Source organism: Microbacterium sp. W4I4, from assembly GCF_030816235.1.
Lineage (GTDB): Bacteria > Actinomycetota > Actinomycetes > Actinomycetales > Microbacteriaceae > Microbacterium.
In genome coordinates this window covers 2,596,565-2,622,496 of sequence record NZ_JAUSXT010000001.1, presented here as the reverse complement: position 1 = coordinate 2,622,496, position 25,932 = coordinate 2,596,565, and the positions used below count along the sequence as shown (strand labels likewise).

Annotated in this window: 31 protein-coding genes and 1 tRNA gene; 20 read left to right on the top strand and 12 right to left on the bottom strand. The window is 70.0% G+C overall.

Annotation, left to right across the window (positions count from 1 at the left end; genetic code table 11):
* Positions 1 to 11: 11 nt before the first annotated feature.
* A complete protein-coding gene (locus QF046_RS12435; RefSeq protein WP_307370242.1) occupies positions 12 to 617 on the bottom strand; it encodes a hypothetical protein in 606 nt (201 codons plus the stop codon).
* A gap of 1 nt (position 618) precedes the next feature.
* The gene (dcd, locus tag QF046_RS12430; RefSeq protein ID WP_307370241.1) at positions 619 to 1,224 is read right to left on the bottom strand and encodes a dCTP deaminase; all 606 of its coding nucleotides are present in this window, start codon (positions 1,222 to 1,224) and stop codon (positions 619 to 621) included.
* A gap of 152 nt (positions 1,225 to 1,376) precedes the next feature.
* Here dcd and QF046_RS12425 point away from each other — a divergent pair, with 152 nt between their 5' ends.
* From QF046_RS12425 to QF046_RS12405, 5 genes are all read left to right on the top strand, one after another.
* On the top strand, positions 1,377 to 1,937 hold the full coding sequence (locus QF046_RS12425) for a TasA family protein (RefSeq protein ID WP_307370240.1): 561 nt from the start codon (positions 1,377 to 1,379) through the stop codon (positions 1,935 to 1,937).
* A 75-nt stretch (positions 1,938 to 2,012) separates the two neighbouring features.
* Complete coding sequence (locus tag QF046_RS12420) at positions 2,013 to 2,606, top strand: signal peptidase I (RefSeq protein WP_307370238.1); 594 nt, start codon at positions 2,013 to 2,015, stop codon at positions 2,604 to 2,606.
* Positions 2,607 to 2,763: 157 nt separating this feature from the next.
* Entirely contained in the window at positions 2,764 to 4,605 is a 1,842-nt protein-coding gene (locus QF046_RS12415; protein ID WP_307370236.1) for an Ig-like domain-containing protein, read from the top strand.
* Positions 4,606 to 4,655: 50 nt separating this feature from the next.
* Positions 4,656 to 5,450 carry a response regulator transcription factor gene (locus tag QF046_RS12410; protein ID WP_307370232.1) on the top strand — a complete coding sequence of 265 codons (795 nt, stop codon included), beginning with the start codon at positions 4,656 to 4,658 and terminating at the stop codon, positions 5,448 to 5,450.
* Positions 5,443 to 6,669 (top strand): sensor histidine kinase KdpD, encoded by a 1,227-nt coding sequence (locus QF046_RS12405; protein ID WP_307370228.1) that lies wholly within the window; start codon positions 5,443 to 5,445, stop codon positions 6,667 to 6,669. The genes QF046_RS12410 and QF046_RS12405 overlap by 8 nt, the downstream gene beginning before the upstream one ends.
* Before the next feature lie 225 nt (positions 6,670 to 6,894).
* Here QF046_RS12405 and QF046_RS12400 read toward each other — a convergent pair whose 3' ends face one another.
* From QF046_RS12400 to QF046_RS12385, 4 genes are all read right to left on the bottom strand, one after another.
* Positions 6,895 to 7,575 (bottom strand): response regulator transcription factor, encoded by a 681-nt coding sequence (locus QF046_RS12400; protein WP_307370226.1) that lies wholly within the window; start codon positions 7,573 to 7,575, stop codon positions 6,895 to 6,897.
* A complete protein-coding gene (locus QF046_RS12395; protein ID WP_307370224.1) occupies positions 7,572 to 8,843 on the bottom strand; it encodes a sensor histidine kinase in 1,272 nt (423 codons plus the stop codon). The genes QF046_RS12400 and QF046_RS12395 overlap by 4 nt, the downstream gene beginning before the upstream one ends.
* A gap of 63 nt (positions 8,844 to 8,906) precedes the next feature.
* Complete coding sequence (locus QF046_RS12390; protein ID WP_307370222.1) at positions 8,907 to 9,716, bottom strand: ABC transporter permease; 810 nt, start codon at positions 9,714 to 9,716, stop codon at positions 8,907 to 8,909.
* Positions 9,713 to 10,657 (bottom strand): ABC transporter ATP-binding protein, encoded by a 945-nt coding sequence (locus QF046_RS12385; RefSeq protein WP_307370220.1) that lies wholly within the window; start codon positions 10,655 to 10,657, stop codon positions 9,713 to 9,715. The genes QF046_RS12390 and QF046_RS12385 overlap by 4 nt, the downstream gene beginning before the upstream one ends.
* 132 nt (positions 10,658 to 10,789) lie before the next feature.
* Here QF046_RS12385 and QF046_RS12380 point away from each other — a divergent pair.
* A tRNA-Gly gene (locus tag QF046_RS12380) sits at positions 10,790 to 10,863 on the top strand.
* Positions 10,864 to 10,879: 16 nt separating this feature from the next.
* On the opposite strand, the gene QF046_RS12375 is transcribed toward QF046_RS12380, so the two are convergent.
* Positions 10,880 to 11,998, bottom strand: coding sequence for a tyrosine-type recombinase/integrase (locus QF046_RS12375; protein WP_307370218.1), 1,119 nt, complete (start codon positions 11,996 to 11,998; stop codon positions 10,880 to 10,882).
* 291 nt (positions 11,999 to 12,289) lie between these two features.
* On the opposite strand from QF046_RS12375, the gene QF046_RS12370 reads away from it, so the two are divergent.
* The 8 genes from QF046_RS12370 to QF046_RS12335 all read left to right on the top strand — a co-directional run bounded on the left by QF046_RS12370 (position 12,290) and on the right by QF046_RS12335 (position 17,939).
* The gene (locus tag QF046_RS12370; protein WP_307370216.1) at positions 12,290 to 12,514 is read left to right on the top strand and encodes a helix-turn-helix domain-containing protein; all 225 of its coding nucleotides are present in this window, start codon (positions 12,290 to 12,292) and stop codon (positions 12,512 to 12,514) included.
* An 873-nt stretch (positions 12,515 to 13,387) separates the two neighbouring features.
* The gene (locus QF046_RS12365; RefSeq protein ID WP_307370215.1) at positions 13,388 to 13,687 is read left to right on the top strand and encodes a hypothetical protein; all 300 of its coding nucleotides are present in this window, start codon (positions 13,388 to 13,390) and stop codon (positions 13,685 to 13,687) included.
* Positions 13,684 to 14,193: a transposase family protein gene (locus tag QF046_RS12360; protein ID WP_307370213.1), complete on the top strand. Its 510-nt coding sequence runs from the start codon at positions 13,684 to 13,686 to the stop codon at positions 14,191 to 14,193. The genes QF046_RS12365 and QF046_RS12360 overlap by 4 nt, the downstream gene beginning before the upstream one ends.
* Before the next feature lie 107 nt (positions 14,194 to 14,300).
* Positions 14,301 to 14,537, top strand: a complete 237-nt coding sequence (locus QF046_RS12355) for a hypothetical protein (protein WP_307370211.1) — start codon at positions 14,301 to 14,303, stop codon at positions 14,535 to 14,537.
* The gene (locus tag QF046_RS12350; RefSeq protein ID WP_307370208.1) at positions 14,534 to 15,256 is read left to right on the top strand and encodes a hypothetical protein; all 723 of its coding nucleotides are present in this window, start codon (positions 14,534 to 14,536) and stop codon (positions 15,254 to 15,256) included. Before QF046_RS12355 ends, QF046_RS12350 begins: the two co-directional genes overlap by 4 nt.
* 371 nt (positions 15,257 to 15,627) lie before the next feature.
* On the top strand, positions 15,628 to 16,098 hold the full coding sequence (locus QF046_RS12345; protein WP_307370205.1) for a phage tail protein: 471 nt from the start codon (positions 15,628 to 15,630) through the stop codon (positions 16,096 to 16,098).
* Positions 16,091 to 17,020 carry a DMT family transporter gene (locus QF046_RS12340; protein WP_307370202.1) on the top strand — a complete coding sequence of 310 codons (930 nt, stop codon included), beginning with the start codon at positions 16,091 to 16,093 and terminating at the stop codon, positions 17,018 to 17,020. Before QF046_RS12345 ends, QF046_RS12340 begins: the two co-directional genes overlap by 8 nt.
* Positions 17,021 to 17,063: 43 nt before the next feature.
* Positions 17,064 to 17,939, top strand: a complete 876-nt coding sequence (locus QF046_RS12335; RefSeq protein WP_307370199.1) for an SMP-30/gluconolactonase/LRE family protein — start codon at positions 17,064 to 17,066, stop codon at positions 17,937 to 17,939.
* A gap of 19 nt (positions 17,940 to 17,958) precedes the next feature.
* On the opposite strand, the gene QF046_RS12330 is transcribed toward QF046_RS12335, so the two are convergent.
* Positions 17,959 to 19,260, bottom strand: a complete 1,302-nt coding sequence (locus QF046_RS12330; RefSeq protein WP_307370196.1) for an FAD-dependent oxidoreductase — start codon at positions 19,258 to 19,260, stop codon at positions 17,959 to 17,961.
* Between the two features lie 87 nt (positions 19,261 to 19,347).
* Here QF046_RS12330 and QF046_RS12325 point away from each other — a divergent pair, with 87 nt between their 5' ends.
* Positions 19,348 to 19,704 (top strand): metalloregulator ArsR/SmtB family transcription factor, encoded by a 357-nt coding sequence (locus QF046_RS12325; RefSeq protein ID WP_307370194.1) that lies wholly within the window; start codon positions 19,348 to 19,350, stop codon positions 19,702 to 19,704.
* Between the two features lie 9 nt (positions 19,705 to 19,713).
* Here QF046_RS12325 and QF046_RS12320 read toward each other — a convergent pair whose 3' ends face one another.
* Positions 19,714 to 20,334 (bottom strand): TetR/AcrR family transcriptional regulator, encoded by a 621-nt coding sequence (locus QF046_RS12320; protein ID WP_307370193.1) that lies wholly within the window; start codon positions 20,332 to 20,334, stop codon positions 19,714 to 19,716.
* Between the two features lie 51 nt (positions 20,335 to 20,385).
* Here QF046_RS12320 and QF046_RS12315 point away from each other — a divergent pair, with 51 nt between their 5' ends.
* From QF046_RS12315 to QF046_RS12305, 3 genes are read left to right on the top strand one after another with little or no spacing between them, the layout of a single operon-like run.
* On the top strand, positions 20,386 to 21,321 hold the full coding sequence (locus QF046_RS12315; RefSeq protein WP_307370191.1) for an SDR family oxidoreductase: 936 nt from the start codon (positions 20,386 to 20,388) through the stop codon (positions 21,319 to 21,321).
* Between the two features lie 25 nt (positions 21,322 to 21,346).
* Positions 21,347 to 21,967, top strand: coding sequence for an NADPH-dependent F420 reductase (locus QF046_RS12310; protein WP_307370189.1), 621 nt, complete (start codon positions 21,347 to 21,349; stop codon positions 21,965 to 21,967).
* A gap of 54 nt (positions 21,968 to 22,021) precedes the next feature.
* Positions 22,022 to 22,687, top strand: a complete 666-nt coding sequence (locus QF046_RS12305) for an FMN-dependent NADH-azoreductase (RefSeq protein WP_307370186.1) — start codon at positions 22,022 to 22,024, stop codon at positions 22,685 to 22,687.
* A gap of 105 nt (positions 22,688 to 22,792) precedes the next feature.
* Here the strand turns inward: QF046_RS12305 and QF046_RS12300 are convergent, their stop codons facing one another.
* Together QF046_RS12300 and QF046_RS12295 are read right to left on the bottom strand one after the other, a co-directional pair.
* The gene (locus tag QF046_RS12300) at positions 22,793 to 23,224 is read right to left on the bottom strand and encodes a hypothetical protein (RefSeq protein ID WP_307370183.1); all 432 of its coding nucleotides are present in this window, start codon (positions 23,222 to 23,224) and stop codon (positions 22,793 to 22,795) included.
* A 169-nt stretch (positions 23,225 to 23,393) separates the two neighbouring features.
* A complete protein-coding gene (locus QF046_RS12295) occupies positions 23,394 to 23,873 on the bottom strand; it encodes a MarR family winged helix-turn-helix transcriptional regulator (protein ID WP_307370181.1) in 480 nt (159 codons plus the stop codon).
* Positions 23,874 to 23,958: 85 nt separating this feature from the next.
* On the opposite strand from QF046_RS12295, the gene QF046_RS12290 reads away from it, so the two are divergent.
* Complete coding sequence (locus QF046_RS12290) at positions 23,959 to 24,534, top strand: NADPH-dependent F420 reductase (protein WP_307370178.1); 576 nt, start codon at positions 23,959 to 23,961, stop codon at positions 24,532 to 24,534.
* 72 nt (positions 24,535 to 24,606) lie between these two features.
* On the opposite strand, the gene QF046_RS12285 is transcribed toward QF046_RS12290, so the two are convergent.
* Complete coding sequence (locus tag QF046_RS12285; protein WP_307370176.1) at positions 24,607 to 25,389, bottom strand: aspartate dehydrogenase domain-containing protein; 783 nt, start codon at positions 25,387 to 25,389, stop codon at positions 24,607 to 24,609.
* A gap of 28 nt (positions 25,390 to 25,417) precedes the next feature.
* Here QF046_RS12285 and QF046_RS12280 point away from each other — a divergent pair, with 28 nt between their 5' ends.
* Positions 25,418 to 25,891: an ASCH domain-containing protein gene (locus QF046_RS12280; RefSeq protein WP_307370175.1), complete on the top strand. Its 474-nt coding sequence runs from the start codon at positions 25,418 to 25,420 to the stop codon at positions 25,889 to 25,891.
* Positions 25,892 to 25,932: the final 41 nt, after the last annotated feature.

The following is a 25,932-nucleotide window of genomic DNA, read 5'->3' as shown; positions in this document are numbered from 1 at the left end:
GGGACCGCCGGTCAGACCGGCGGCGCAACCGCCAGAGCGTGCCCGACCACGGATGCCAGGGCTGCCGGGAAGGGCGAGATGCCGCCGCTGAGCAGCACGACGATCAGTACGATCGCGCCGATCAGCAGCGCGAACAGGATCGCGAAGATCACCACGGTCAGCCCGCGATAGCCGCCGGATGACGCACCCGACGACGGCGGAACGACGTCCTCCGGGGCGAGCGACGGCTCCGGGACCACCGGCGTCTCGGCTGCACGCGCCGCCTGGGCGGCTGCAGCCAGTCGGGCACGCGCGCGGGGGCGGACGGCGGCGGGCGCGTCGCTCTCCGAGGTCCACGTCGAACGCCCGTCCGCCCGCGTCACGCGCGCGTCCACCGGGGCGGGTGGGATGACGGGCTCCGCCAGCAGCGAGCTGGGGATCGCGGCATCCGGAATCTGGGGTTCTGGGATGACCGGTTCGGGAACGGCCGAGGCCGGCTCAGCGAGTTCGGGTAGGTCGACAGCCGGGATGTCGAGGTCGGGAACCGCAGCCGGGTTCGACGAATCGGGAACCGCATCCGGAACGCCCTCGGGCGTCACCGCGTCCGGGTTCTCGGCATCCGGGTTGGAGTCGGCCATGTCATCCTCCGATGGATCCTGCGTCGGTCGTGCCCACGTCGGTGCGGTGGAAGTTCTGGAAGGAGCGGGATGCCGTGGGTCCCCGCTGCCCCTGGTAGCGGTTGCCATAGGGGCCGGTGCCGTAGGCGTTCTCGGTCGGCGAGGTCAGACGGAAGAAGCAGAACTGGCCGATCTTCATGCCCGGCCAGAGCTTGATCGGCAGGGTCGCGACGTTCGCGAGCTCCAGGGTGACGTGTCCGCTGAATCCGGGGTCGACGAACCCTGCGGTGGAGTGCGTGATCAGGCCCAGGCGCCCCAAGGAGGACTTGCCCTCCAGTCGCGCGGCGACGTCATCGGGCAGCGTCACCCGTTCGAACGTCGCCCCGAGTGCGAACTCCCCGGGGTGCAGGATGAACGGCTCTTCGGGGTCCACCTCGATCAGCCGGGTCAGCTCGGGCTGCTCCACGGACGGGTCGATGAAGGGGTACTTGTGGTTGTCGAACAGTCGGAAGTACCGGTCCAGCCGCACGTCGACGCTCGAGGGCTGCACCATCTCGCCGTCGAACGGGCTGAGCCCGATCCGGCCCGATGCGATTTCTGCCTTGATGTCGCGGTCGCTGAGAAGCACGCCTTCAGCGTATCGGTGCTGTTGCCCGCGCGTGGAGCTGTGGCCGAAGCATGGCCATCGTGTTGCCCGGCCGTGGGTCGGCCGTGGCCCGCGCCTGAATAGCTTCTTCTCCAGGGGCACTCCCCACAAGACCTCATCCCCGAGAAGGAACCATGAACGAGAACATCGCCGCACAGACCCCCACCCGCTCGCGCAAGCGTCTCATCGTGCCGCTCGCGGGCCTGCTGGTCGCCGCAGCCATCACCGTCGGCTCCGGCGCCGACTTCGTCGCCAACTCGGTCAACGCGGCGAACGCGTTCAGCACCGGCACCCTGACGCAGAGCAACTCGAAGTCGGGCACCGCGATCTTCAACGCCGCGAACCTCAAGCCGGGCGACACCCTGAACGGCACCGTGACCATCACGAACTCCGGCACCCTTCCCGCGGACTTCGCCCTGACCGAGGACGCGGCGAACGGCTTCGTCACCAAGTCGAACCTCTCGCTCGTGATCACCCGCGCCGGGCAGCCCACCCCTGTCTGGTCGGGCACCTTCGGCGACCTGACCGCCGCCGGCCCGCTCAGCCTCGGCAGCTTCTCCGCCGGCGAGGCCCGCGTCTACACGTTCAGCACCACGCTCGCCCAGTCGGCGGCGAACGTCGAGCAGGGCAAGAACGCCACCGCGAAGTACACCTGGAACTCCACGCAGACCGCGCCGGACACCATCGGTCAGTGAGCCGGAGCGATATTCCGACCTGACGCACCCCCGGCACGCTGAGCCCGGTCACCCGAGACCGGAGAGGAGACGAGCATGAGCACCACGCGCACGACACGCAGAATCGGCAGCACCCTGGTCACGATCGTGGCCGTCATCGCTACGGCGATCGTGGCGCTCATGCTCGTCCCCGGCCTGCTCGGCATGGACCGCTACGTCATCACCGGCGGTTCGATGTCCGGCACCTTCGAGCGCGGAAGCCTCGTCTTCGAGCGCGAGGTGCCGGTCGCCGATCTGAAGGTCGGCGACATCATCACCTACCTGCCCCCGCAGGACTCGGGCGTGACCGAACTGGTGACTCACCGCATCCTGTCGATCACCGCAGACGACTCGACCGGCGGAGCCCGGGTGTTCCACACCAAGGGCGATGCCAACGCGAGCGCGGACCCGTGGACCTTCACCCTCACCTCGGCGACTCAGCCCCGCGCTGTCGGCTGGGTTCCGATCCTCGGTTGGGTGTTCATCGGCCTCTCCATGCCGATCGTGCGGATCCTGGCCATCGGCATCCCCTCCGCCGTGATCGCCCTGCTATTCCTGCGCGACTTCGTGCGGGCGCTGCGTCCCGACAGGACAGCGGATGCCGTCGCGCCCGTCACCCCGACCGTGGTCACCGCCTCGATCAGCATCTGACCGACTGACCACCACCGACTCGGACTGGGGCCGGGACCGGGGCCACAGTTCCTGCGAGGGGCAGGAACTGTGGCCCCATTGATGTGCGGCTGTGGGACGGCTGTAACCGGCCCCCTCATACCGTGATGAGTACGACACCGGAAGAAGGGGGATCGCGATGATCGGCACCACGCTGCGCAACACGGCACTGGCCGCGCTGGCCTGCCTGCTCATCGCCGTCTCCGCTCTCAACGGCACGCAGTTCTCCTCCGCCATGTACACCGCGCAGTCGTCGAACGTGTCGAGCACCGCATCCGCCGCCGCCGACTGGACGCCCCCGACGGTCGACGTCGTCGACCCCGGCACGGCCCTCAAGGGCTCGGTCACCATCACCGCGAACGCCGCCGATGCCGAGACCGGCGTGGCGAGCGTGATGCTGCAGATGCAGGCGACCGGCGCCGGCACCTGGACCACGCTGTGCACGAGCACCACCGCCCCGTACCGCTGCACCTGGAACACCACCGCCGTCGCCGACGGGTCGTACGACCTGCGCGCGGTCGCCGTCGACCGCGCGGGCTACTCCACCACCTCGGCGACCGTGCGCACAACGGTCAGCAACGCCTTCGGTGTGACGCTGACCGATCCCGGCGAGGTGCTGCGCGGCACCGTCGCGCTCGGGGCCACCCTGCACAACGCGAACCTGCTCGGGTTGTACTCCGTACGCTTCGAGTACTCGGTCGCCGGCACCGGAAGCTGGAAGAGCCTGCCCGGCTGCCTGAACCTGCTGGGCTCGGCATCCTGCTCCTCGACCTGGATGACCACCTCCGTCGCCAGCGGCGGGTACGACCTGCGGGCGGTGGCCAGCCCCGTGCTGAACCCGGCGACCGTCGTCTACTCGCCGGTCCTCACCGACGTCATCATCGACAACGTCGCACCGACCGTCGTGATGACGGACCCGAGCACGCCGCTCAGCGGCACGGTGACGCTCAGTGCGACGGCATCCGACGCCGACTCCGGCATCGCCACGGTCACCCTGCAGTACGCACCCAACGGCACCTCCACCTGGACCACGATCTGCACGTCGACCCAGGCGCCGTTCTCGTGCCGCTTCAACACCACCGTCCTCGCACGCGGCGCCTACTCCTTCCGCGCGATCGCCGCCGACCTCGCCGGCAACAGCACCACCTCGGCGATCGTCGCGAACCGGATGGTCGACAACACGATCTCGTCGGTCTCGGTCGAGGACCCGGGCGCCTACCTGGCCGGCACGTCGACGATCACGGCGGTCGCGAACTCCACCGCCGGAGTGACCTCGGTCACCGTCCAGTACGCGCCTTCCGGCACGAGCGGCTGGGCCACGATCTGCACGCCGACCCAATCCCCCTACACCTGCGGCTGGAACACCACGACCGTCGTCGACGGACTGTACGACCTCCGGGCCGTGCTCCTCGACGGCACGGGCAAGCAGACCGTCTCGGCCGTCGTGAGCGGCCGCCGCATCGACAACACGCCGGTGCGCGGCCTGGACGTGCAGACGGCGAACACCACCGGTATCGCCGGACGCCTCGACACCGGCGACCGGATCACCTTCACCTTCAGCAAGACCATGTCGACCAACAGCATCCTCGCCGGGTGGAACGGCACCGCGACCGCGACGACCCTGCGCCTGCGCGACGGCGGCCTGCTGGGAACCGGCAGCGCCGGCGACACCGTCGACCTGCTGGCGGGGAGCACCTCGGTGCGCCTGGGCTCGGTCAATCTGCGCGGCGACTACGTGAAGTCCGGCAAGAGCTCCACCACCAACGCCACGATGGTCGCGACCACCACCACCGTGAACGGCGCACCAGTCACGGTCGTCACCGTCACCGTCGGAACACTGATCAGCGGCGGGGCGCTGCGCACCGCGACCACCACCAACACCATGGTCTGGTCCCCGTCAGGATCGGCCACCGACCTCTCGGGCACGGCGTGCTCGACGGCACCCGTCTCGGAGACCGGCGCCCTGGACAGGGAATTCTGATGACGCGACCCGGTATATCGGATGAGGAAGACGTTGATAGCCTCGACCACGTGGGGCGACGAATCCTGGTTGTGGAAGACGACGACGGCATCGCGGTGCCGCTGCTGCGCACCCTCGACCGCGAGGGGTACGATGTGGAGCGGGTGGCCGCAGGTGCCGCGGCGCTCGAGCGTGCCGGCGACGACGTCGATCTGGTCGTGCTGGATCTGGGTCTGCCCGACATGGACGGCCTCGACGTGTGCCGGAGGCTGCGCGAGCAGGACTTCTCCGGGGGCATCATCATCCTCACCGCCCGCGACGGCGAGCTGGACCGCGTGGTCGGACTCGACGTCGGCGCCGACGACTACATCGCCAAGCCGTTCGCCCTGGCCGAGCTGCTCGCTCGGATGCGGGCACTGCTGCGCCGCAGCGCCGGTGCGGCCGCCACGGCCCGCGCCGAGGTATCCGCCGCGCATTCCGCAGCGCCGGCCGCCGAGCGCACCCTCGTCGTCGATGTCGACTCGCGCCGCGCGCTCACCGGCGGACGCGAACTGCCGCTGAGCACGAAGGAGTTCGACCTGCTCGCCCAGCTCGACCTGCGCCGCGGCTCCGTGGTCACACGGGAGCGGCTGATGGACGAGGTCTGGGACGAGAACTGGTTCGGATCCACCAAGACGCTGGACGTCACCATGGCCCGCCTGAGGCAGAAGCTCGAGGAATCCGGGGCGGACGTGCGGATCACCACGCTGCGCGGAGTGGGCTTCCGGCTCGACGAGGGCTCGACGCCTGACAGCGGCACGGCCTCCGACAAGGGCTCAGCGTCCGACAAGGGTGCAGCGTCCGACAAGGGCATGGCGGATGCGTAAGCGACTGATCGTCGCCTTCGTCACCCTCGCGGTGACGATCATCGCCCTGTATGGCATCCCGCGCGCGTTCATGGTCGCCGAGATGGTGCAGGCCGCCCAGACTCAGCAGGTCGGCCGGCTCGCGGGGCTGCTGGCCGCGGTGGTCACCGAGCGCGGGCAGGCGGTCCCGGTCACCGAGGAGTTCCTGCAGCCGCTGCTCGGCCCGGGTGAGAGCGTCACCTACATCAGTGCCGACGGCGAGAAACTGGTCGTCGGAGAGCCGGCGGCAGAGGACGCGCACGCCACCGAGCAGTTGGTCGGCGGTGGGAGCGTCACGTTGACCCGCTCCAGCGCCTCGCTCACGCAGCGGATCGTGACTGCGGTCCTGCCCGTCGTCCTGCTCGGCATCGCACTGCTGATCGGGTCGGTGATCGCCGCGATCCTGCTCGCCCGCGCACTGTCCCGACCGTTCGTGCGTCTGGCGGAGACCGCCCGCGAGTTGGGACGCGGCGGCCTGCACCCTGAGCGCGAGCGGATGACGATTCCCGAGGCTCGCGCGATCGACGAGGCTCTGCGCGAGAGCGCGGAAACACTCGAGCATCGCATCCGGCGTGAGCACGAGTTCGCCGCCAACGCGTCGCACCAGCTGCGCACCCCGATCACTGCATTGCGCCTCGAGCTGGAGGACCTCTCGCTCTGGCCCGAGACCCCGCCGAAGGTCGGGGAGCAGCTCGGGCACGCGCTGACCGAGATCGATCGTCTGGCGGATGCCATCAGCCAGCTGCTGCAGCTGGCGCGCGGCGAGGCGCCGGGAAGCGTAGCGACCGAGCCGCTCGATGGTGCGATCCGCGCCGCAGCCGAGCGCTGGAGTGCGCAGGCGACATCCGCGGGCAGAACCATCCGTGTCGAGAAGGTCGATGCCGGCCTCGGATCGGCGGCGACGGCGGCCTCCCAGATCCTGGACGTGCTGCTGCACAACGCGCTCGCCCACGGTCGCGGCACGGTGACCATCACCGGGACGCGTCGCACGGACTACGTCACTGTGCAGGTCTCCGACGAGGGCCCGCGGCCGAGCGGCAATGCGGTGTTCCAGCGTCGGCCCGAGCAGCGCAGCACCACATCCGGCGAGGGCATCGGGCTGGCACTGGCGGCGGAGCTCGCCGAATCGCTCGGCGGACATCTGCTGCTCGACGGCGACACGACCACGACCTTCTCGCTGATCCTGCCCGCACGGGACTGATCAGCCGGGCCCGGTCCCTGTCATGGTCCCAGGCATGTCCCTCCGCCCGCCGGGTCCCCGGCATCCGCACCCTTCACCTCTGTGACACGGTCGGAGTCGTGTCCCAGTAGTGGCGGGTCCGGACCGGCTGCACCCACCACTTGTGGGACACGGCGCGGAGCGATGGGACCCGGCGGGCGGAGGGACCCGGCCGGCAGAGGGACCCGGCGGGCGAGGGGACCCGGCTCAGGCGGGGTCCGCGAGTCCCCACTGGTAGGCGAGGATCACGATGTGCACGCGGTCGCGGGCGCCGAGCTTGGCGAGCACCCGGCCGACATGCGTCTTCACGGTCGACTCGCTGAGGAAGAAGCCTGCCGCGATCTCGCTGTTGCTCAGGCCCTGTGCGATCGCGCGGAACACGTCGCGCTCTCGGTCGGTGAGGTCGGTGAGCGGATCGGATGCCGTGGCACCGGCGGCCCCCGGCACGGCGTCGGCCGGCTGGGTCGCCAGGTGATCGAGCAGCGCACGGGTGGCGCGCGGGGCGAGCGCCCCGTCGCCGCGATGCACGGCGCGCACGGCAGCGACGAGCTCCTGCCGCTGTGCATCCTTCAGCAGGAAGCCACTCGCACCGGCCCGGATCGCACCGAACGCGTACTCGTCCAGGTCGAAGGTGGTGAGCACGAGCACCCGAACCTGCGGATGCTGCCGCACGATCTGCTCGGTGGCGGCGATGCCGTCGATTCCCGGCATCCGCACGTCCATCAGCACGACATCCGGATGCAGCGTCGCGGTCTGCGCGATCGCCTCGGCACCGTCGCCGGCCTCGCCGACGATCACGATGTCGGGCTCGGCCTCGAGCACGAGGCGGAAGCCGATGCGGATGAGCGACTGGTCATCGACCAGCAGCACGCGGATGGGATCGGTCATCGGTCGGTCTCCTTGGCGGTCGGTTGCGGGGCAGCGGGGAGTCCGGTCGGGTGCGGCAGCTCGGCGCGCAGCATCCATCGCGCTTCTCCCGCCGGAGCCGAGACGACGACGCCGCCGAGCAGCGCGGCGCGCTCGGCGAGGCCCCGCAGACCGAAGCCGGCGTCGGACACCGGGCGGGAGGCGCCGTCGTTGACGATCTCGATCACGATCGGATCCGCATCATGATCGATCCGCACGTCGATCGTGCTCGCCATCGGCGCGTGCCGGATCGCGTTCGTGACGCCCTCCTGAATGATGCGTCCGATCGCGAAGCGCAGTGCCGGTGCGGCATCCACCTCTCCACGCGTGGCGAGCGAGACCGGGAAGCCGGCGCGCTGAGCGGTCGCGACCGTGTCGGCGGGGTTCGTCGCATCCAGTGGCGCGAGCGGGGCATCCGCATCGCCGTCGCGCAGCACCCCCAGCATGGAGCGCATCTCGGTGAGCGCATCGCGGGCGGTCTGAGCGGCCGCCATCGATGCATCCCTCGCACGGTCCCGATCCGACGTCGCCGCGGCACCCTCCGAAAGCGCGACGACCACTGTCAGCGAGTGCGAGACGATGTCGTGCATCTCGCGTGCGATGCGGTCGCGCTCGGCGGCTGCGGCGAGCTGACCCTGCTGGTCGCGTTCCACGAGCAGCTGCCGCGAGCGGGCGATGACCGCGTCGATGTAGCGCTTGCGGTTGCCGATGTTGATGCCGATCAGCGCACCGATGAGTCCGGGGATGCTCACGGCGAGCACCGTGTTGAGCGCCGCCTGCAGGGTGAGCCCGCCGAGTCCGAACCAGGCGAGGGCGAGGCCTCCGGTGATCGCCACTCCGGCCCCGAGGCCGATCCAGCTGGACCTCGGGGAGCGGTGGACGGCGAGTGTGTACAGGGCGAGGGCGAAGGCGGGGCCGCCCGAGGATCGCGTGATGACCAGCAGCAGCACGTCGGCGACGATCGCAGCGACCAGGACCGCGACCGGCCAGCGCCGACGCCACACCAGCAGCACGGCGGAGGCGATGAGAGCGACGGCGATCACGATCGCTCCCGCCGGCGGGATCGTCGCCGCATCCGAGTAGGGCGCGGCGCTGGATCCGACCGACAGGGCCAGGCAGATCAGCGCGACCAGGATGTCGGCGAAGCGCGGATGCCGGGCCCAGAACTGCCGGATGATGCCCGGCGGACGCGGCAGCCGCAGCCCGTCGTCCCGGAGGACGGCGGAGCTGCGGCTGTGCGATCTGGACACGGTGACGACTCTACGGCGTGGGTCCATGACGCTACGGCGTGGGTCCCTGAGCTTGTCGAAGGGTCACACGTCCCGTCCGCGCACCACGGCCCACGCGCCCAGCAGGGCGGCGGCGGGCCAGGCGGCGAGCGTGACCCAGGCGATCGGCGTGCTGACCGGTGCACCGTCCTGCGGGAGGATCGCGTACTGCGCGGCCGCGGAGGGCAGGTAGTCGCCGAGCTCGGCGATCCACTGGACGTCGTGAAGGAGGGCGCCGAGCAGGCTGACGATCACAGGCAGAACGAAGATGATGCCGACGGTGACGGCGATCGCGCCTGCCCCGGAGCGCAGCAGGAAGCCGATGCCGACGCCGAGGAGGGCGAACAGCGCCATCGCGGCGGATGCGGCGAGGATCGGCAGGATCACCCTCTGGGGGTCGGCCCAGTCCAGCGCCATGTCCTTGGACGCGGCCAGAGGCGAGATGCCCACGGCGGCGATGACGAAGATGACGAGGGAGACGACGAACATGAACGCGGCCAGCACGGTCGCCTTCGCGGCGACCACCAGGCCGCGCACGGGGTTCGCGGTGAAGGTGGAACGGATCATGCCGGTGGAGTATTCGCCGGTGACCGAGATCACGCCGAGGATGCCGGCGAGCATCATCGTGAACTGCACCGGCATGATGACCGCCATGACGATGTTGTCGACCGGCGGGGTGATCGCGGATGCCACGATGAACGCGATCCCGATGGTCAGAGCCGCGACGATGGCGACCGACCACCATGTGCCGCGGACGGTCATCAGCTTGATGAGCTCGCTGCGGAGCTGGCGGACGAACGTCGGACGCAAGCTCGTCGCGGGGATGTGGGTGGCGCGTGCCTGGATCGCGGTCATGCGACTGCTCCTTCGAGCTGGGCGCCGTCGTTGGGGACGGCGCGGGTGCGGTATTCGACGGACTCGCCGGTGAGGGCGAGGTAGGCGTCTTCGAGCGACCCGCTGGTGGGGGTGAGCTCGTGGATCGGGATGCCGCGCTCGAAGGCGAGGTCGCCGATGCGGGAGGCAGGCAGGCCGGAGATGTCGAGGGTCTCGGGGCTGCTGGTGACGACCTCGACGTCGCGCCCGGCGACGGCGGATGCCAGTTCTGCGGCGCGCGGGCTGCGCACGTGCACGCGCTCGGTGGTCCACGCGCGCACGAGGTCGGGCAGCGCGGCGTCGGCGAGCACCTTGCCGCGTCCGAGGACGATGACATGGTCGGCGGTCTGCGCCATCTCGCTCATCAGGTGGCTGGAGAGGAGCACCGTGCGGCCCTCGGATGCCACGTGGCGCACGAACTGGCGCACCCAGCGGACGCCCTCGGGGTCGAGGCCGTTGACCGGCTCGTCGAGGATGAGCGTGTGCGGGTCGCCGAGCAGGGCCGCGGCGATGCCGAGCCGCTGCCCCATGCCGAGCGAGAATCCGCCGGCGCGCTTGCGGGCGACCGATCCGATGCCGGTGATGTCGATGACCTCATCGACGCGGGAGGTCGGGATGCCGTGGGTCGCGGCCATCGCGCGCAGGTGGTTGCGCGCGCTGCGGCCGGTGTGCACGGCCTTCGCGTCGAGCAGCACCCCCACCTCGTTCAGCGGCGCGCCCAGCCTGCTGTACTCGCTGCCGTTCACGGTGACGCGACCGGTCGTGGGGCGGTCGAGCCCGACGATCATGCGCATCGTGGTCGACTTGCCTGCCCCGTTGGGGCCGAGGAAGCCGGTGACGCTCCCCGGGCGCACCGTGAACGACACGTCATCCACCGCGAGCTTGTCTCCGTACCTCTTGCCGAGGCCTTCTGCTGTGATCATGTCTTCGACGCTACGGGCGCGGGTGCACGGGGCGCGTCCGCCTGCAGGATGAACGTGCTCGTGAGGAGTGGCACCGTGGTGCCACACCCCCGTGTCGGGTTTGTTATGCTGGCCAGGCGCCGTGAGGCGTGCGGGACTGTAGTTCAATGGCAGAACTTCTGCTTCCCAAGCAGATAGCGCGGGTTCGATTCCCGTCAGTCCCTCCACCGCATTATCCCCAGGTCACAGCGGGTTTCCATCGGCCGTAAGTTCCAGCCGGAGGACCGCCTCCAGGCCCGGCCGTGCCATAGACGTGCCAGTAGTGCGCGAAATCGCCCCTCCAGGCAGGGCATCCATGGCCGCCGCGAGGACCGCGCTCCGCTCCTCCGCGGCGTGCTGGTAGATGAGCGCCGCGCGTGCGGTGCGGTGCCCGGCGCGGGCCATGAGTTCCCGCGTGGTGCCACCGGCCTGGGCGGCCGCGGTGAGGCTGGCGTGCCGGAGGTCGTGCACGTGGAACTGTCCCAGGCCGACGCCGCGGGCCGCTTTCCGCCAGGCGTGCCCGAGGGCGTTGCTGGTGATGGCCTGGCCGTCCCGGCGGGGGAACAGCGGCGACTTGGGGAATCCTGTCGTGCTGGCCAGGTAGGCCTCAACCTCCGCGGCGATGCTGGGCGGGAGCACCACGGTGCGCGCCTCCCCCGTCTTCGTGGGCGTGATGGTGCCCTGCCCGCGGACGTAGATGCGCTGGCGCTCCACCCGTAGGGCCCCGTTCGCGTAGTCGCCCCGCTGGAGCGCTTCCAACTCCCCGACGCGGAGATGCGCGCCGTAGGCCACCCGGATGGGCAGGTGCCACTTCTCCGGCATGGCCTCCACGATGGTGGCCAGGTGCTCCGGCGAGAGGTACGGGCGCTCGGGGTCGTTGACCTGCCCGGCCCCCTCGATCTGGCAAGGATTCTCGCTGATGAGCCGGTCCTTGACGGCGGCGTTGAGGATGGTGCGGAGGAGGCTGTACGCCTGGCGGAGGCGGGCCTCTCCGGTGGCACCGGGGCGGTTCTTCACGGCCTTCTGGAGCGTCTTCCGGGTGCGGGTGTACCAGGCGCGCACGTCCGCGGGGGTGATGGCGGACAGGGCGCGGTCGTGGAGCCCGGCGAGGGGCCCGGCGAGCAGGTCCTCGTAGAGCACCTGGGTCTTCGCGGCGAGCCGCCCGCGGGTGCCGCCGTTGGCCGCCCACTCCGTGGCGTAGGGGCCGAAGGGCTGGAGCCCGGCGCGGTGGTCCCGGTAGGTGCCGCGCATGCGGTCCGCGCGGACTCCGGCGATGTGGTCCTGGGCTTCGCGCTTCGTGGGGAAGGTGGTGGGCGCGTTCATGGGCCGCCCGGCGGGGTCTGGGTAGCGGGCTTGCCACCTGCCGGAGGGGAGTTGCCGGACGCTCCCGAACGCCTGTCGATTGGCCTTCTGCCGCCGCTCTGCCATGTTTCCTCCGTCCGGGCCAGGTGGTGACACACTGTCACCAATTTGATGTCTGGCCTGGGGTTTTGTGTTTGCAACGCCAGCATACCCCGTGTTACCGTCATGTCCCACAGGGAAGCGCCACCGACGACGCGACCGCCATCCAGGAAGGACCTGGGCTAGCCACCGCTAACCCGAAAGGACCTCCTGATGACTTCCACCACAGCACCGAGCGCCAGCGCCGCCACCCTGGCACGCATCCGCGAGAACCCGCCCGCGTTCCTGAAGGTCCCGGACGTGGCGACCCTCCTGGAGTGCCACCCCAGCAACGTCTACAAGATGGTGGCCAACGGCGCGCTCCCCGTTCAGCGGTTCGGCAAGGCCATCCGCATCAGCACGGCCGCGTTCCTTGCATTCATCGACGGCGAGGCCTGAGATGCCGCTCCACGGGGACGAGCACACGACACGGGCTCGCACGTATGACGGCGTGCACAAGGCGCTGAACCGCGCCCGCGGCCGGGCCCGGGGCCGGAAGTGCGCGCACCCCGAGTGTGACCGTCCTGCCACCGGCTGGGCCCTCATCGGCCACCCCACGCACATCGGCGTGAACTCCCACGGCAAGAAGGTGCGCTTCAGCATCCACCTGGACGACTACTCCGCGACGTGCTCGCGGCACAACTCCCAGCACGACCACGGCGGCAACTGGACCCGGTGTCCCCGAGGGCACGCTCGGGCCGCCTGGGGCGTGGATACCCGCGGGACCTGCAAGGGATGCGTGCGCGAGCGAAACCACGCCCAGAGCCGAGGGACCCGATGGGATTCGTGACCTTGGATCGCATGAAGGACGTGCTCCTCGACGTGGCCGTGTCCCCACTGGAACGCATCGTGCTCCTCGACATGGCGGTGGCAGTCCAGGACGACGCGCCGGTCTACACGTGGGGGCACGAGAGGCTTGCGCGCGCCCTTGGCAAGGTCCCAGGCACGAAGGCCGCTCAGAGCGCCACTGACAGGGTGATCGCGGGCCTGTCCCGCCGGGGGCTCATCCGCCTGGTGGCGAAGCCGCATCGGGGCCGAAGCGCGGAGTATGCGCTGGCCGTACTCCAGAGCAATGCACCCCGGTCTGACCGAGGTCCATTCACCGCTGGCGCTGTGGATAACTCCGCGGATGGGGTCAGGAATGCACCCCGGTCTGGGGCGGAATGCACCCCGGTTTCGGACGTAATGCACCCCGGTCTGACCGGGGTGCCACTACCAACCACTACCAATTCACTGACGTGTAACACCACGCTGGCGCGCGGCGCATCCCCCATGACGGATGCCCAACGGCAGAACGTGACGGATGCCCTGGAGGTCATCGCTGGCCGCTGTGACTCCGTAGACGTGCTGGCGCACCTGCCCGCCGAACTGGCCTACCTGGACACCCTCCCCGCCGACGCCCGCCGAAAGCGCATCACCACCTGGGCCGGGCTCCGCTCCCGTGCCGACCAGCCCGGCGGCGATGACCTCGTGGAAGACGACCGACTGCACAACCTCCTCGCCGCGCACGGCCACGTGTGGACCGGCGATCACTCCGGCCCGTGGGCCACCTACCGAGAGGAGACGGCATGAGCGCCGCCTACAGCACCATCCCGCACGAGGAGGTCGCGGCTCTGCCCGTCGCCCCGGTGCCCGCCCTGCCCGCCGACGTGGACCTGGAGGAGTACGCCCTCGGGGACTCCCCGCGGCCGCGCCGCCGTGCGAAGCGCCTGGACCGGCTGACCCGCCGCGCTGAGGCGTTCATCCTGCACCGCACCGGGGTGGACATGGCCACCATCGCCCAGCGGATGGACGTGCACCCCAAGACGGTCCAGCGGTGGATTCGGGAGGAGGTCCAGCGCATCCCCGAGGAGGAGGCGGAGGCCATCCGCGCCCTCGAACTGGCACGCCTGGACGCGATCCTGGTGCCGCAGATGCGCCTGGCGCTCGCCGGGGACGGCTACGCGGTGGACCGTGTGCTGAAGATCATGGAACGCCGCGCCCGCTACCTCGGCCTGGACGGCGCGAAGCCGGGCGGATTCGAGCAGGTCGGGGCGCTCCTCGACCGGCTGGTGCTCGGGATGGACGGCCAGCCGTGACCGCGGCGAGCGCACGTGCCGCTCGGCGGCCATCAGCGGCCCGTCAGCGCCTCAGCACGCCGTCCGGCCACCACCGGACGCCCGAGGCTGGAGAGGGGCGCTGAGCCGTGGTCTACGCCGCACCCCGCCCCACGACCCTGAGCACCGCGCGGGACCGCCAGCGCGACGGGATGACCGCCTTCCGCGCCGCGCTCGACGCCATCCCGCCCCAGCACGCGGCCGCCGTGCGCGAGTACGTCGCCGCGGTGCACGCGGAGGCCGCCGCCCGCCGCACCGAAACCGTCCGCCTCCAGGCGGAACTCAACGCCCGCACCCGCGGGAACCACCAGAAGAACGGAGCATGACCATGACCGCCACCGACCGCATCACCGTGTACGTCGAGGGCCGCCGCGCCCTCGCCGCGGCCGCTACCCTCCGCGACCCGCACCTGACGCCGGAGGGCACTCGGGTCCGCCAGCGCGCGGACGTTGACCGCATCCGCGCGACCGTGCGCGCCGCGATCCCCGCGGAGCCGACGACGCCGGACCGCGGGCCCGTGCTGGACACGCTCCGCCCGAAGACGGCGGACGATCACGCCACGCTTGCCCGGGAGCGGGAGAAGGTCCGCGCACTCGTCTACGCCGGTCAGGACCCCTCTCAGGGCTTCGAGCGTGAGCCGGGCATGCGCCTTCAGGACGTGATCGCCCGCGCGGACCGCACCCGCCTGGCCGCGATCCTGGACGACCTGGAGGTCATGCCGCACCTGCTGGTGCACGATGACCGGGACCGGCTCCTCGCCGCCTATGAGGGCCTGATCTGGGACCGCCTCACCCAGGTGGACCCGGCGGCCCTCGCCATCGCTGAGGAGGAGCGCACGGCCGCTGAGCCCGCGGCATGGCGTGCGGTTCTCTCGGACCTCGCGGAGCACGGGGAGGCCAGCCAGGAGGCACTGTCGCTCCTGCACCGTGCGGACCCGGACGCCTACCGGCTTCTCATGGATGGGGACCGGGTGCACATCGACGTGCCCGGCTCCCAGGGCGGCATCCCGCTCCTACTGGAGGACCTGGCGCTCTCCGAGGCGTAGTCCACCCCACAGACTGGGGCGGTCCCGCGGTTCACAGTTCGGTGGGCGGGGCCGCCCCTTCATCGTGCTCGCCAGCGAACCATGCGCAACCCCATATCGGAACGCTCCAGCGTGCGCGCTATCCACACCCGTCACCCCCGCGAGGGCAGGACCTCCGGGGCCTGTCAGCGGGCTCTGGTCGTGCCAGATTCGTGCCATTAGGGGGCGGTACGTGCCACTAACCGGGGGTAAGCCGCGGTAGAGGCACCGGGGAGTGACCCGTGATTCCGCGGGCCCCAGAGCGGCCGCTACCTGCTTCCCAAGCAGATAGCGCGGGTTCGATTCCCGTCAGTCCCTCCGATTCAGAACCTCCGACGGTATAGCTTTTCCTCATGCCGTATGTCGTCGATTTCAAGAACGTGTCCACCGTCGGGCTCGAGTCCTCACCTGTCGTCGAAGCGCTCGCCGGGCTCCGCGCCAACGAGGCGCGTTACTTCCACAACAAGTACGAGATCGAGTTCACGACCGAGCCCGCCGAGGGCACGGACACGCTGGCCTGGGTCACGAAGATCCTGGCCGACGAGCGCGGCATCGTCGTCTCCTCCCCCGCCCTCGAAGTCGCGGAGCCGCCGGTTCCCGGCATCCGCTGGGCATACGTGTTCTACGAATCCGGCCTGGCGATCAACGTGCTCTACGAGCTGGCCGAGGGCGGCAAGCGCGCCGTGGGCTTCAAGCTGTCCGACGGCATGGAGATCCCGGAGGAGCTCGGCGCCTTCAAGTTCGCCCGGCAGAAGTCGAAGCTCGCCGGCACCATCCGCGGTTCCTACTTCGTGATCAAGGGTGCGTATCAACCCGTTGACTGAGCCGACGAAGCCGGCACGGCCGTGGATCGCAGACGTCCTGCTGCTCGCCGTCGCGGTCGCGTGGGGCTCGACGTACCTGGTCGCGAAGGTGCTGGTGTCCGACGACACGGTGCTCGCGATGCTCGCGGTGCGCATGTCCGCCACCGCACTCGTGCTCGGCGCGCTGCTGTTGATCCTGCGCACCCGACTCAGCCGCACGGCACTGCGTGTGGGTGCGATCCTCGGCATCCTGCTGTCGACGGTGTTCATCTTCGAGACTTTCGGCATCGCGATGACCAGCGCCACCAACGCGGGCGTGATCATCAGCCTGACGATCATCATCACGCCAGCGCTCGAATCCGCCGTGATCCGGCGGCGACTCGGAGCGCTCTTCTACTTCGCAGGCCTGCTCGCGGTCGCCGGCGTGTACTTCCTGGCGACGGGCGGTGGCTTCACCGGCTTCGGGGTGGGCGACCTCCTCATCCTGGTAGCCGCGTTCGCGCGCGCCGTGCACGTGACCGCCATGCACCGGCTGTCCAGCGGGCGCGGGATCGACTCTCTCTCGCTCACCTTCGTCCAGATGCTCACCTGCGCGATCGTCTTCCTCGCGCTGTCCAGCGTGTGGGGCGTGCCGAGCTGGACCTACGCGCTGGCACTGGGTCCGGGCCTGACGGTGTGGATGGCCTATCTCGTGATCGTCTGCACGGTGTTCCCGTTCTTCATCCAGATGTGGGCGGTGCGCCGCACTTCTCCTACTCGCGTCAGCCTGCTGCTGGGCACCGAGCCCGTGTGGGCCGCGCTGATCGGCGTGACCATCGCCGGCGATCACCTCGGCCCGGCGGGGATCGTCGGCGTGGTGCTCGTCCTCATCGGCACCATGTGGGGTCAGCGTCTCGAGCTGCGCGCGCCGCGCGCCACGCCGGTGGCCCGAGTCGAGGGGTGACCCCGGCTTGACTCCCTCCGCGACAGCCGCCAGGCTCGGGCGAATGGAACACGGATTGATCGCCGAGGGGTCGACGCTGGAGCAGTTGGCGACCGGCGGCACGTGGAACGAGGGTCCGCTGTGGATTCCGGAGGAACGGGTCGTGCGCTGGAGCGACATCCCCGGCAACCGGATCATGCGGTGGGATGCGGCGACCGGCGAGACATCCGTGCACCGCTCCGAGGTCGAGTTCACGAACGGGCGGATGCGGGACCGCGACGGCAGCGTCGTGCAGTGCTCGCACGGCCGCCGACGCCTCGAGCGGGAGTCGGCCGAGGGCGAGCTCACCGAGCTCGTCGCGCACTGGGGCGAGCATCGCCTCAACTCCCCGAACGACGTGGCCCTCGCGCCCGACGGCTCGTTCTGGTTCACCGACCCCGACTACGGCATCCGGCAGCCCCGGGAGGGCCATCCCGGCGAGCGCGAATACGGCGACTGCCGGGTGTTCCGATGGTCCGAGGCAGACGGCCTCACCTCCGTCATCGACGACATCGTCCGCCCCAACGGCATCGCCTTCTCCCCGGACGGGACGACGGTGTACGTCTCCGACACCGCAGCGGCTCTCGACGACGGACCCGGGCACTGGATCCGCGCCTACGACGTGCACGGCGCCACCGCGAGCGGCGGACGCCACTTCGCCTCCATCGAGGTCGGCCTCTCCGACGGCATCGCCGTCGACGTCGATGGCCGCGTGTGGTCGTCCGCGGGCGACGGCGTGCACGTCTACTCCTCCAGCGGCGAAGAGCTGCTCTTCATCCCGGTTCCCGAAGTCGTCGCCAACCTGTGCTTCGGCGGAGACGACGGTGACGAGCTCTTCATCGCGGCGACGGCGAGCCTCTACCGGATCCGCACGACGACCCGCGAGGCCCGCTTCCTGTGAGCGGCGCGGGCAGGCATCCTCAGCAGCATCCGCCGGAGTCCGTGGAGCACACTCCGGTCGCCGGGAGCGTGAGCCGAACCTCCGTCGCGGCGCGCATGTCGCCGTCCAGCCAGGCGACCACCGACCGGACCTGCTCGTATCCGGTGGCGAGCAGGAACGTCGGCGCACGACCGTAGGACTTCATCCCCACCAGGAAGAACCCGGACTCGGGATGCCGCAGTTCGTCGAATCCGTGCGGGGCGACGGTTCCGCAGGAGTGCACGTTCGGATCGATCAGCGGGGCCAGCCGGACCGGCGCCTCGACGATGTCGTCCAGCTGCACCCGGATCTCTCGGAGCATGTCCACATCCGGCCGGAAGCCCGTCGCCCCCACGACCAGATCCGTGTCGTGGGCGGCCGGCTCGCCTCGCCGCGTGCCGCGGAGTCGGATGCCGCCATCCCGGCGCTCGACGGCGACGATCTCGAAGGAGTCGACCTTCTCGATGACACCGGCTTCCACGAGCTGATCGACGCGCGAGCCGAGACGCGCACGGTCGGCCAGCTCGTCGTCGGCCGAGGAGGACACGCGCACGGCGGATGCGTTGCGGATCAACCAGGTCACGCGGGTACCCGGCTCGGTCCTCGCCAGCTCTGCCAGCGCGATCAAGGTGTTCGCCGCGGAGTGCCCGGCACCCACGACGGTGGTGTGGCGGCCCGAGAACTTCGCACGGTCGGCGCCCATAACGTCGGGCAGCGCGTGCAGGATGCGATCGACGGCGTCACCGATCGGCGCCAGCCCGGACGAGGCCAACGGATTGGGGGTCGTGTAGGTACCGGAGGCGTCGATCACCGCCCGACCGGTCATCTCCTTCACTTCTCCGGCATCCGTCGTGACGCGCAGCAGGAACGGCGTCGCCTCCCGGCCTGCGGTGCGGGTGCGATCCATGCCCTGGCGGGCCACCGCCGTCACACGAGTGCCGTATCGGATGCGGGTGCGGATCGCGTCGAGCTCGGCGAGCGGCTGCAGGTATTCGTCGACCAGCTCCTGGCCGCTCGGCGCGCGGCCCTCATCGAGCGGTGGAACCCACCCGGCCGCGTCCAGAAGACGTCTGGATGCGGGATCGATCAGGTGCCGCCAGGGCGAGAACAGTCGGGTGTGCCCCCACAGGCGCACCGAGGATGCCGGCCGGTCGCCGGCTTCCAGCACCACGAAGTCGATGCCCCGCTCGGCCAGGTTCGCCGCCGCGGCAAGTCCGATGGGACCGGCGCCGATGATCACCACGGGCAGCGTCGCGAGGCGATCGGTCAGGACCGAACGGGGCGTCAGATCGAGCAGAGTCATACTGGCCTCCCGGCACATATCGATGAACGTCGATATTCAGTATCGACACATATATCGATGCTTGTCAATATCGACTATCATCGATGCATGGTCACGATGCTCGAGGTCACCGACGTCACCGCTCCGAGCGGTGAGGCGTGCTGCGCTCCACTGGCGAAGGAGCCGCTCACGCAGGCGGATGCCGAACAGCTCTCGATCACCCTGAAGGCCCTCGCCGATCCCGCACGACTTCGACTGCTGTCCATCGTCGCGTCGTCGGAGGGGCAGGAGGCCTGCGTGTGCGACCTGATCGAACCCGTCGGACTCTCGCAGCCCACGGTCTCGCATCACCTGAAGGTGCTCACCGAAGCCGGGTTCCTGTCGCGCTCCAAGCGCGGCACCTGGGCGTACTACCGACTGCTGCCGGGCGCGCTGACCTCGGTCGCGGGAGTGCTGTCGATCTGATCGCCGCGCTCAGCTCTCGGATGCAGGACGCGTGCAGACCCGCTCGATGAGCGTCTGCCAGCTGTCCTCGAACAAGCCGACGTTGCGCGCCGTCGCCGGCGGCGGAGCGTGCAGCGCGAGGAGCAGCGGACCCTCCAGCGCCAGCGTGAGCTGAACCGCCAGGTTGTCGAGATCCTCGACGCCGATATGCGCTTGTGCGAGCAGCATCCGGATGTGGATCTGAGTGAACTGCACCCCCGAGGCGGGCACCTCGCTGCCCGGCTCGAGCGTCTCGCGCATGACCTGCAGGTGATCGACCAGGTGCGCGTAGCGCGCACGACCGTATGCGATCAGGCGTTCAACCGGACCCGTACCCGGACCCAATGGAGGCTCCCCCCGCATGACGCGCTCCTGGAATGCGAGCTCGTCAGTGCCGAGCAGGTCGCGGAAGATCCCTGCCCGGGAGCCGAAGGCGCGCACGACCGTGCCCTTGCCGAGTCCGGTGCGCTCGGCGAGCCCGTCCATCGTGATCCCGGCCGGCCCGTGCTCGGCGAGCACCTCCTGCGCGGCGGCGATCAGCCGCTGGTGATTGCGCACCGCATCCGCCCGTTTGGGGCGGGAGCCGCCGGGCGGCAGAAGGGAGATGCTCACGGATTCAGAGTAGGCGGAATAATAAACGGGGGATAGTCCGTTTAGTCCGGTATGCATGTACTCGTCACTGGCGGCACCGGCCATTCCGGTTCGCACATCATCCCCGAACTCCTCTCCGCCGGCCACCAGGTCACCGGCCTCGTCCGATCCGACGAGGGCGCAGCGGCTGTCACCGCGCTCGGCGCCACGGCCCGCCGTGGCGACCTTCGCGACCTCGACGATCTCCGGCAGGCCGCATCCGAGTCCGATGGCGTCATCCACGTCGCCCACCGCCAGGACCTGCTGCCCGTAGGCGGGATGGATGCCGTGGCCGCCGCGGAGATCGAGGTCATGAACGCCTACCGCGATGCCCTCGCAGGCACCGGCAAGCCCTTGGTCGCGGCCGGCAGCATCGGCTCCCCCGGGCACCTGGGGCGCGCGGCGACGGAGGCCGACGCGGCACTGCCCGCCGACGACGAGCACAGCGGAACGCTGCGGATGCGCAACACCGTGGAGTCCACCGTGATCGGCTTCGCCGAGCAGGGCGTGCGCTCCTCGGTCGTGCGGATGGCGAACATCGCGCACAGCACCGTCGATCAGCACGGCTTCCTGCCGACGTTGATCGCGCTCGCGAAGGAGAAGGGCTTCGCAGGCTATCCCGGAGACGGCTCGAACCTCTGGAACGCGATCCACATCCGCGACGTCGCCCGCATCTACCGACTGGCGCTCGAGAAGGGCGAAGCGGGCAGGTACTGGCACGCGGTCGCCGATGGTGAGGTTCCGCTGCGCTCACTGGCCGAGGCCATCGGCGAGCGCACCGGCGTCCCCGCGCTGAGCATTCCGCTCGACGAGCTGATGGTGCCCGGCTACTTCGGGTTCCTCGCCAACATCGTCACGAACAGCTATCCGGCATCCAACCTCATCACCCGTCGCGACCTCGGCTGGGAGCCGCTTGAGCCAGGCCTGTTCGACGGCCTCGACAACGGCAACTACTTCCCCGCACGTTGAACACCCCACCCAGAAGGAGATCGGCATGAGCAGCATCACTATCATCGGAACCGGCGGCATGGCCGCCGCGATCGCCGGACGCGCCTCCGCGGCCGGGCACACCATCCAGGTCCTCAGCCGCAGCACCGCAAGCGCCGAGGCGTTCGCGGACCAGTTAGGGATCAACGCGACCATCGGCGCGCACGGCACCGTGCCGACCGGAGATCTCGTCGTCCTGGCCGTACCGTACTCCGTCGCCGCACCGGTCGTCGACGCGTACGGCGACGCACTCGCCGGAAAGGTGATCATCGACATCACCAACCCGTACTCCCCCGAGCCCGGGGTTCTGGTCACCCCCGACGGGAGCTCCGGCGCTCAGGAGCTCAGCAGGCTGCTGCCTGCCGGGACGACCGTCGTGAAGGCGTTCAACACCGTGGTCGGCCAGGTGCTGGCCCGGGGCGGAAGCCGTGACACGTTCGTGGCCTCTGACGATGCCGCCGCCAAGCAGCGCGTCTCGGAGTTCATCGCGACCCTCGGCCTGCGTCCCCTCGACGTCGGCGGACTGGCGATGGCACGCAATCTCGAAGCGACCGGCTCGCTGCTGATCGGCCTGGCGCAGAACGGCCTCGGCAACTTCGACTTCGCGCTCAACGTCGACGCCGGCTGAGCCGCCGAAGACACCTTCAGATCCCCACCCAGAACAAGAGAAAGCGAACCCACCATGACCCGCATCTTCCGCCTCGACGCCTCCATCCGCGGCGAGGCCTCGGTCAGCCGCGCACTGTCGGACACCCTGCTCGAGACCCTCACCTCCGAGCTCGGCGACGTGGCCTCGGTCACCCGCCGCGACCTCGCCGCGGATCCGGTGCCCCCGACCGCATGGAGCCTCGCCGCGAACGCCGGGTTCGTGCCCGAGGAGCAGCGCACGGCCGAGCAGGTCGACGCCGTCGCCTACGCGCGGACTCTGGCGGATGAGGCAGCCGCCGCGGACGTGCTGATCATCGGCGCGCCGTTCTACAACTTCGGCGTCTCGCAGCACACCAAGGCATGGTTGGACATCCTCATCACCGACTCTCGCTTCGCCCCCGGCACGCAGCCGGGTGCGGGCAAGACCGCGCTGCTCGTCGCCTCGCGCGGCGGCGGCTACTCGGAGGGAACTCCGCGCTACGGCTGGGACCACGGCACCCCCTGGCTGGTGCGGATCTTCCGCGATGTCTTCGGCTATGAGACCGAGATCATCGAGACCGAACTGACCCTGGCGGAGCACACTCCGGCGATGGCCCACCTGGTGGATCTCGCAAAGGAGCACCGCGCTCGGGCGCACGAGGCAGCGGCCGAGCACGGCAAGCGCGTCGCGGCCATCTACACGGACGCCGCCGCAGCCTGACGCGAGCCGAAGCGAAGAGGCGGCCGACCCTTCTGGTCGCCCGCCTCTTCGTGATGTCCGGTCGGAGCGGAACGACGACATCCAGCACCATCGCGCTCGCGCCGATCAGCCGACCATCCACGCCGTCAGCGCACGCAGGCAATCACGATTCCATTCCCACTGCTCGGACGGCAGCCGCCCGCTGCGGTTCGGCCACATGAACGTCAGCGGCGTCCGCATCCGAACCCCGTTCCGGGTGTGCCATCCGACCCACGCGAACGCGGGCTCCGTGGGTACGCTGTCGAGCTGATCGCGAAGGATGCTGCGAGACCAGAGCACCCCGTGCACGACGAGCCTGCGGTCGTCAGTGCGCATGCCCACCCACGGCATCCGGATCAGCATGACCACGGCGAGCACGGTGACCACCGCTGCCGGCACGAAGATGCAGAGCGGGCCGTCGCCCCAGGTCTTCAGCATGCCGATGATCCCGACGATGCCGGCGACCGCGCCCCCGAGCACATTGCCTGCGATCCACCCGCCGGTCGGTCGGTACTGCATCAGTGGTGCTCCTCACGCGGTTCGGAAGGACTCGCAGACGGCCCCGGGAGCCGCATCCCGAACGATGATACCCAGCGGCATCGTGCTCGTGACGATCAGCTGATCGTCGTCCTGCCGGGAGACGACGGGAACGATCCCCGCAGCAGCCGTTGCGCAGTCTCCTCCATCGTCATCCGATCGGGTCGTCCGCCGCCTCCAGCCGGGCGATGAGCTTGGTGGCGATGTCACCGAGCTGCGCCACCTCGTCATCGTCGAGCACGGCGAGCAGCGGTTGGCGGACGGCGCGCATCTGCAACGGCGCGACCCGGCGCACCGTCGCGATGCCCGCGGGGGTGAGCACGGCGTCCCACGACTTGCCGCGGGCCTCGCTGTCCACCCTCTCGATCAGTCCGAGCCTCTCCAGACGCGTCATCGCATGACTGAGCCTGCTCGGCGAGAAGCGCAACTCCTCCGAGAGCGTCTTCAGCCGCATCCGATGGCCGGGCGCGCCGTAGACCAGGGCGAGAACCGCATAGTGTGCATGCGCCATCCCCGCATCCGCCTGGGTGCGGCGATCCAGCGTCGCCTCCAGCAGGTGCGACAGCACCACCAGCGATTCGAATGCCCGGCGATCGGGACTCAGAGGCGAGGTGTGCGGGTACGACGGCATGTCGCAAGAGTATCCGGGAATATCCTCAGTGACTTGAACATTGAAGTCAGTAGGCAACCACCCACCCCTACATCAGGAGCACACAATGACCTCAGTCACGATCTTCGGCAACGGCAACATGGGACAGGCGATCGCGGGCGTGCTCGCACGCGGCGGCGCCGACATCCAGCACATCGGCCAGAACTCCACCGAGACCATCACCGGTGACATCGTCGTGCTGGCAGTCCCCTACGGCGCACTCGCCCAGATCGCCGCCGACTACGCCGACCAGCTGAACGGCCGCACCGTCGTCGACATCACCAACCCGCTGGACTTCGAGACCTTCGACCGCCTGGTCGTGCCCGTCGGCAGCAGCGCCGCCGCCGAGTTCGCCGCCCAGGTCCCGGGCGCGCGCGTGCTGAAGGCGTTCAACACGACCTTCGCCGCCACCCTCGCCACCGGAAAGGTCGGCGGCGCGACCACCACGACCGTGCTGATCGCCGGTGACGACACCGACGCGAAGACCCAGCTGGCCGGGCTCATCACCGCCGCCGGACTCGGCGCGATCGACGCCGGCAGCCTCGCCCGCGCCCACGAGCTCGAGGCCCTCGGCTTCCTGCAGCTCACGCTCGCCGCGTCCGAGAAGATCACCTGGACCGGCGGATTCGGCGTCAACAACTGACCCGACCGCTCCGAGCGCCCCTCACCGCATCCCTTCGCGGCGAGGGGCGCTCTCGATCTGCGGCTCGGTCGTTCAGAGGAACGTCACGCCGCCGGCATCCGGGAATCCACGCAACCGCGCATAATCGTCCAGCGCTCGCAGGGCCGCCCACGCCACCACGGCGCTGGATCGCGGCCGCTCGGGCGAGGGCGCGTTGGTGACGATCGTGCGCACTTCGCCGAGATCGCCGACCGCTCGGATCTCGTGCCGAGTCTGCACGGCCGCGGGATCGGCGACGATGCGCGCGGTGGCGATGTCCCAGCCGTCTGCTGCGAGCGCGAGCGCAGCCGCGACGTTGGCGGATGCCGGGAACCGCTGCGCCACTTCGCCGGCCGGTCCGTCCGCGAGCACGATCTCCGTGTCGCCTGCGCGCAGAGCGAGCTGCAATTGCTCCGGCATCCACGGCTGGATGAGGGTGGTCGGCAGCTTGCGGCTCTCCAGCGAGACGATGCGCAAGGGTCCTGCGGCGCGCAACGCGCGCACCTGGTCCAGCCCGCCGATCGCGCCGGTGCAGGGGAGGAGCCGGCCGCGGCCCGGCCTGGGCGTCAGCAGGTCCGAACGGACGGCCGGGTCGGCCAGCGCACCGACCGACAGCAGGATGACGTCGACGCCGCCGTCCAGCAGCGCGGGCACCCGCTCCCGCACGGCCTGCTGGGTCGCCGCCTCGATGACCACGTCGATCGCGCCGGATGCCGGCAGTGCGTCGTCCCGGCCGTAAGTGCCGAGGACCCGATAGGGACGCGAATCCTGCACCGCACGGAGCAGCGCCCCGTTGATGTGCCCGTCGCCGAGGAACGCGACCCGCAGATCCGTCATGCTTCGACCCTAGGCCTAGGGTCGAAGCATGAGCATCACCGCAGATCCCGACGCCCTCGCCGAGTACTGGCGCGAGGTGCGCACCGTCGTCCCCGAGCTGCCGGCTGAGGCGCCCGAAGCCTGGGCGTTCGGCGCCACCCCCGAGCACGCCGACGGTCTGCTCGAGCTCGTCATGTCCGGTGTGAAGACCGGCACCGCGTCATCCGTGTGGGACTACGAGGCCTCCGGCGATCCGATGCCCGAGGTGGGCGAGCTGAGCGTGATCCTCGACGGCAGCGGGACGCCCCGCGCCGTGATCCGCACCACGTCCCTGCAGACGGTGCCGTTCGATGAGGTCGGCGAAGAGCACGCGCACGCAGAAGGCGAGGGTGACCGCACGCTGCGTGCCTGGCGTGAGATCCATGAGCGCTTCTGGCGCACCCACTCCGAGGACTCGCGCGGCTGGACGCCCGGCATGCCCGTGCTCTGCGAGCGGTTCGAGCTGGTGCATCCGGTGCGCTGACGCGCCGCTCCGACCGGCCTCGTGAGGTTCGCGGGCGTCAT